3 protein-coding genes are annotated in these 2,425 nt (G+C 72.5%); 1 reads left to right on the forward strand and 2 read right to left on the reverse strand.

From position 1 onward, the window contains the following. Both SACSA_RS0104985 and SACSA_RS0104990 read right to left on the reverse strand, forming a co-directional pair. Window positions 1-417: sulfite exporter TauE/SafE family protein (locus SACSA_RS0104985; RefSeq protein ID WP_019814046.1), on the reverse strand; the 417-nt coding region annotated here is incomplete at its 3' end. Further along, entirely contained in the window at window positions 414-1,229 is an 816-nt protein-coding gene (locus tag SACSA_RS0104990) for an IclR family transcriptional regulator (protein ID WP_019814047.1), read from the reverse strand. The genes SACSA_RS0104985 and SACSA_RS0104990, both read right to left, overlap by 4 nt. A gap of 69 nt (window positions 1,230-1,298) precedes the next feature. On the opposite strand from SACSA_RS0104990, the gene SACSA_RS0104995 reads away from it, so the two are divergent. Beyond that, window positions 1,299-2,243, forward strand: a complete 945-nt coding sequence (locus SACSA_RS0104995; RefSeq protein WP_083940164.1) for a 5-dehydro-4-deoxyglucarate dehydratase — start codon at window positions 1,299-1,301, stop codon at window positions 2,241-2,243. Window positions 2,244-2,425: the final 182 nt, after the last annotated feature.

The following is a 2,425-nucleotide window of genomic DNA, read 5'->3' on the forward strand; positions in this document are numbered from 1 at the left end:
TGCCGAGGGTGGGGCGCCGCCGCGGGCGGCGGCGCGGTCGTCGGCGAACGCGCGCAGGCGGTCGCGCACGAGCAGCAACACCGAGCCCAGCGCGATCAACCACGGCACCACCAGCTCGAACGTCGATGCGGGCGTGGTCAGCAGCAGTACCGCGCCCAGCGACCCGCCGAGCACGGCCAAACCCGCCAGTTTCAGCAGTCGCGGCCGTTGGTCGCGCAGCTCGGCGCGGGAGCCCGCCGCCGCGCCGACGGTGGTGGAGAACAGGGCGACGGTGTTGGTGACGTTGGCCGCGATGGGCGGCAGCCCCGTCGCCAGCAGGGCCGGGTAGCTGAACAGCGAAGCCAGGCCCGCCATCGATCCGGCGAGCCCGGCGGCCGTGCCCGCCAGCGCGAGCAGGGCCACCGACGTCGCCGTCACCCTCCGGAACCGGCGGAGAGGTCGGGTTCGAGGGCCGGATCGACCGGTGCCATCCGTTCGATGGCCAGCCGCGTGCGCTCCAGGGCCTCGACGATCTCGGCCGTGCGCGTCTCGTCCGGCCCGGGCAGCGGCACCGAGCAGCTGATCGCGTCGCTCGCCGGGCTCGTGTAGCGCAGGGCCACCCCGAAGCAGGTGATGCCCGCGCTGTTCTCCCCGCCGTCGACGGCGTAGCCGCGATCCCGGGCGCGCTCGAGGTCCGCCACCAGGGCGGCGCGGTCGGTGAGGGTGTTCGGGGTCAGCGGGGTGAGCTGTCCGGGCAGGTGCGCGTCGAGGGCGGATTCCCCTCGTTCGGCCAGGAGCGCCTTGCCCAGCGCCGTGCTGTACGCGGGCAGCCTGCGCCCCACCCGGCTGAACGGGCGGATGTAGCGGCTCGACTCCTTGGTGGCGAGGTAGACGACATCGGCCCTGTCGAGTCGGCCGTAGTGGATGGTCTCGTCCAGTTCCGCGCTCAGCTCGGTGATCAGCGGCTGGACGATGCGCAGGTACGGATCGGTGTCGAGGTAGGTCGTGCCCGCGAGCAGCGCGCGGATGCCGATGCTGTACTGCGTGCCGGTCGCGTCGACGCGCACCCAGCCCCGCTCGACGAGCGTCCTGATGAGCGCGTACACGCTGCTGCGCGGCGCGCCGAGCGCCTCGCTGAGTTCCCGCAACCGGGCGGGCCGGTTGCGCCGTGCGGCCAGCAGTTCCAGCAGTTCGACGGTGCGCGCCGCGGACTTCACGTCGCGGACGCCCGTCTCCTGAGCGTTCGACACGGTTGACACCGTATCAACAAGCGGTCCACACTTCTCCCTACGTAACAACCGTCTACATATGGAGACACCGTGACTGTCACGTATACGGACAGCCGTGTGGAACGGCTCCGGCACGGAATGGAGACCTCCGTGCTGTCGTTCCCGTTGACCCCGTTCGACGACGAGGGTCGCGTCGACCTCGACGCGTTCCGCGCGCATGTGCGCGCGCAGGTCGAGGCCGGACCGGGCGCGGTGTTTCCCTGCTGTGGCACCGGCGAGTACTTCTCCCTTGCCGAGGACGAGTACGCCGAGTTGATCGGTGCCGCGGTCGAGGAGGCCGCGGGCACGGTCCCGGTCGTGGCGGGCGTCGGCTACGGCTGGGCACAGGCGCGACGTTTCGCGGCGGCCGCCGAGCGCGCGGGCGCCGACGCCGTCCTGCTCATGCCGCCGTACCTCGTCGACGGCCCGCACCGCGGATACGTCGACCACGTGCGCCGGGTGGCCGAGGCCACCGGCCTGGGCCTGGTGCTCTACCAGCGTGCGCAGGTCAAGATCGACGCGTCGGTCGTCGAGGACCTGGCCGCGATCGACACGGTGATCGGCATCAAGGACGGCCACTGCGACCTCGACCAGGTGCAGCGGCTGCGCCTGGCCGCGCCGCCGGAGTGGCTGTTCTTCAACGGCGCGGCCACCGCCGAGATGCAGGCCCGCGCCTACTCCGCCATCGGCGTGTCCGCCTACTCGTCGGCCGTGCACGCCTTCGCTCCCGAGATCTCGCACGCGTACTTCCGCGCCCTGCGCGCGGGCGACGACGCCGAGGTCGAGCGCCTGCTCCGCGGCTTCTACCGGCCGCTGGTGGAGCTGCGGGACCAGGGCAAGGGCTACGCGGTCTCGCTGGTCAAGGCCGCGGCCCGGCTGCGGGGCGCCACGATGGGCTCCGTTCGCGCGCCGCTGGCCGACCCCACGCCGGACCATCTGCGCCGCTTGGAGTCGTTGCTGACCACGGGCCTGTCCCTGGTGGGCGCGACCGCGTGAGCGGCTCGGAGTGCGACAGCGACCGGCGGCCCCCTATTCGGAAAGGACAGTCATGACCCAAGTGGAAAGCGTCAACCCCGCGACCGGTGCGCGGACCCGTACCGACCTCACCGAGTCCACCCCGGCCGAGGTCGACGCCGCCTGCGCGCGGGCGGCCGAGGCCTTCGACGGCCTCTCCGGCC

It is taken from the genome of Saccharomonospora saliphila YIM 90502 (genome assembly GCF_000383795.1).
GTDB classification, from domain to species: domain Bacteria; phylum Actinomycetota; class Actinomycetes; order Mycobacteriales; family Pseudonocardiaceae; genus Saccharomonospora; species Saccharomonospora saliphila.